Origin of the sequence: uncultured Methanobrevibacter sp., from assembly GCF_900316895.1 — an archaeon.
Taxonomy (GTDB): domain Archaea; phylum Methanobacteriota; class Methanobacteria; order Methanobacteriales; family Methanobacteriaceae; genus Methanocatella.
Map to the genome: position 1 here is coordinate 1 of NZ_ONER01000120.1, position 3,537 is coordinate 3,537.

Annotated in this window: 4 protein-coding genes; all 4 read left to right on the forward strand. The window is 37.9% G+C overall.

What is annotated here, in order from left to right; genetic code table 11:
* Nucleotides 1-402, forward strand: a 402-nt coding sequence (locus tag QZN27_RS09355) for a hypothetical protein (protein WP_296786816.1), incomplete at its 5' end; no start/stop codon positions are given.
* Between the two features lie 13 nt (nt 403-415).
* Entirely contained in the window at nt 416-850 is a 435-nt protein-coding gene (locus QZN27_RS09360; protein ID WP_296786819.1) for a hypothetical protein, read from the forward strand.
* Nucleotides 851-927: 77 nt separating this feature from the next.
* Complete coding sequence (locus QZN27_RS09365) at nt 928-1,269, forward strand: hypothetical protein (protein WP_296786822.1); 342 nt, start codon at nt 928-930, stop codon at nt 1,267-1,269.
* Nucleotides 1,270-1,419: 150 nt separating this feature from the next.
* The coding region (locus QZN27_RS09370) for a phage tail tape measure protein (RefSeq protein WP_296786825.1) at nt 1,420-3,537 on the forward strand (2,118 nt) is incomplete at its 3' end.

Here is a 3,537-nt window from a genome sequence, read left to right on the forward strand (position 1 = left end):
GAATACACTTTCGGCTCAGGAGACTTGGGATACACTCTCGTATCATTAGGTTACACTGTATTCAAGATGACTTCCAGATTGGACGGTGACGTTAAAATCGTTAACGGCAGACAGTTCAACCTGTTTGATGGTTACATTAACAGGGTGACCGGTGCAATTATCCGTGACTTCTTATTAGAAGATTATCTCGGTAAGAAAAATAATAAGGTCACTTTAATTGGTGTTAATGCGGAATGTGCAAGAATTAAAAATAAATTCTGTAAGGTTCTTGGATTTGCAAAAGACATTGAGTATTTTGTTGAAAAGGCTAATGCAGAATGTGTTGTTATCAAGTTAACTAAAATCGTATATGATGGTGTAATAACTCAAATCGATTTATACTACACTGTCGAATTAGAATAAAAAAAATGGAGGAATGATTACATTGGCAGATGGCGATAAACAAGTACAATTTAAATACGGTGACTTGGAATCTGAAGTGTTTAACGTTACTTCATTTTCAAGCAAATCCGAAACAGACACTACTTCTGAATCAACATTTAGCGGTACATTGACAAGTTCAACTATAACCGGTTACACTGTTGATATCGAAAGAATCCAATTAGAAACCAAAGAACAATATGATCAACTGGATACTATTATTGGTTATGCTAAAGACCAAGGTATTCAAATCACATTAATGGAAATCAAACGCCCAAGCGGTGCAGAACCATTCAGAATTATTAAGAACTTCTTTGGTTGTGTTGCGGATTCACCTGAAGTGGCGATTAAACCAGGAAATGATTTCACTACCGAGAAAATGAGTTTCAAGTGTAATGAAATGCAGAAAGATACAGAATATGTGAGATAAACCATTTGGGTTTATCTCTAATTTTTTTTTAATGGATATTGAATTATATAAAATATATTTTTTTTGAGTGGATTACTATGACTATGGAAATTGAATATGAACAAAAGGGTATTGAAGAATTATTACTATCTGATAATAATGAGTTTATTCCTATTAGTGTTACTTTAAAAAACAAAGGTGATTTTGTAGCATATATTACTCCTTTGAAATTTGGGGAATTACCTAAAGAAGCACAAAAAGGTAAGGAATATGTGATTGGTCAAAAGTTGTTATTGGAACATTTGTATGATAGTAATAAAGAACCGTTTACTTTAGCTCAATTGAAATTATTACCTGCAGGGTTAGTTGTTGAATTCATTAATGCTATTAAAGTTGTTAGTGGGTTTAATGAATCTTCTGAGGATGTGGAAGATTTTTAAAATCTGATAAAGGTGTAATTTATCTAGTTTTGCCTTTATCACATATTTTGGGTAACTTGTTGTTGCAGGATATGAATATAATTCAATATTCATTTATCTTGTTACGTGAGAAAATTATGAGAAACATGATTAAGGAGGTGACAGGTTAACATGCAAAAGGAATACGAAGTAACGGTCAATGCTAAAGTCAATGACGAAGAAGTTCAAGGTTTAGAAAAATACTTAGAAGAGCTTCAAGACATCCAGTTAAAAATCGAAGCTGATGACACTGACATTGAAGAGTTAGAAACCGAAATCGAGAATCTACGTGAAGAGATTGACGTGGATTACATGATGGGTTTAGACACCTCAGAAGCCGAAGAGCAACTGGAGGAACTGGAAGCCCAACTTGAAGAGTTGAAGGCTCAAGCGGAATCTGAAACCGATGTCAATTTAAATACTGGTGACGCAGAAGAGCAAGTCGGTAACTTAACAGATTCACTTGATGGCCTCACTGATTTAGCAGTTGGTGAAATGCTACAACAATACGGCACAGGTGCCGAAAACATGGCACAACAAATGAACCAAGCCAGTATTAGTGTAGGGCAATTAGCAAAAAATGCCGGAATGGCTGAAGGTGACATGGTCGGCTTGATCAACAACATTACTAATGCAACATTCCCACAGGATGAAGCAATGGCATATGTTCAAATGCTAAATCAGATGGGTGTTTCCAGTGATAAACTTGGTGACTCAGCTACTAACATTGATAAAATTAACGATGCTACCGGAATGGGTTATCAGAATGCAATGCAATTAGTAAGAGGATTCGGAGCATTAGGAGTTAAAGGAGATAACCTTGAATCCACATTCAACGCAGTAGCATATGCACAAGCCAACAGTATCGGCGGTGCAAAGGATATGGCAAATATCCTTAAAATGCAAGCCGGAACATTAAACGAATACCATGTTGGAGTAGATGCTGCTACTGTTGCAATAAGTGACCTGTCACAGAAATATGGAAGTGCAAGAAAAGCCGGTGCCGCATTAAGTAAATCTTTAAAAGATAATGATGGAGATTTAAAAGCGGTCGAACAATCATTAGGATTACAACCTGGAGCATTATCCAATGCAACTGCTGCAACTGGAAAGTATCAAGGAAAACTCCAAGAGCTAGCCGATGAAGAAGCAGACCATAAAACCTTATTGGACCAATTAGGCGCAGCATGGGAAGATTTCAGTCTAAGCATGGGGGGTATTTTATCACCGCTCATGGGTGTTGTGGGTATGGGAGGCCAAGTCATGGGCTTCGGTACTCAATTGAATGGAACCTTGAATTTATTAGGTAAGTTTAAACAACTGCCTCAAATGTTAAGTGGTCTTGGTGGTTTAAGTGGAATATTTGGCAGTCTTGGTGGAACTATTAGTGGAATAGGGTCATCATTATTGGCATTTGCTACTGGACCGGTAGGTATTGTTATTGCTGCGATTATTGCTTTAGGTATTGCTATCTATGAAGTTGGTAAATACTTTGGATGGTGGAGTGATATTCCATCTATGTTTGGAGCTATCCAATCCGGTGTCATGGCGTTATGGGATGCCTTCATGAGTAATGAGTATGTCATTCAGGCAATTGATATGATTAAGCAGGGATTGACGGATGCATGGAATGCTATTGTTGGACTGGGTCAGGCAATCATGTCAGCACTTGGTGGTGCTGGTGGGCAGTTTGATATTTTATCCTGGGCGATTAATGGTTTACAGATGGTACTCAATGCAGTTGGTCCTGTGGTGGTATTGGTGATTCAAGGTATGATTCAGCATTTCCGGAATATTTACACTGTTGCTCAGATTGTATGGCCGTATATTGCCGGAGCGATTCAAAGTGCTATTGGTACGGTTACAGGTATTATTAATGGTGCAAGAGCAGTTTTCCAAGGGTTGGTTAATGTTTGGAATACTGTCAGTAGTGCTGTAAGTAGTATGTGTTCCGCAATTACTGGAGGTTTATCCGCTGCTGGTGCTGCATGGGAAAGTTTCAAAAATATGGTTATGACTGCTGCCCAACCAATACTTGATGTTGTACACCAAATTCAAAGTGTTGGTGGCGATATCTGGAAGATAATGACTGGGGGTAGTGGTGGATTTGAAATGCCTATCTCAGGTGCGGGTTCCGGTGGAGGAAATACTACTGTAAGTCAAGGCAACACAATCATTTTCAATATGTACGGTGATGTCAGAGATGAAAAAACCATTGATGATATGATTAACGCAATTAATGAACGTTTG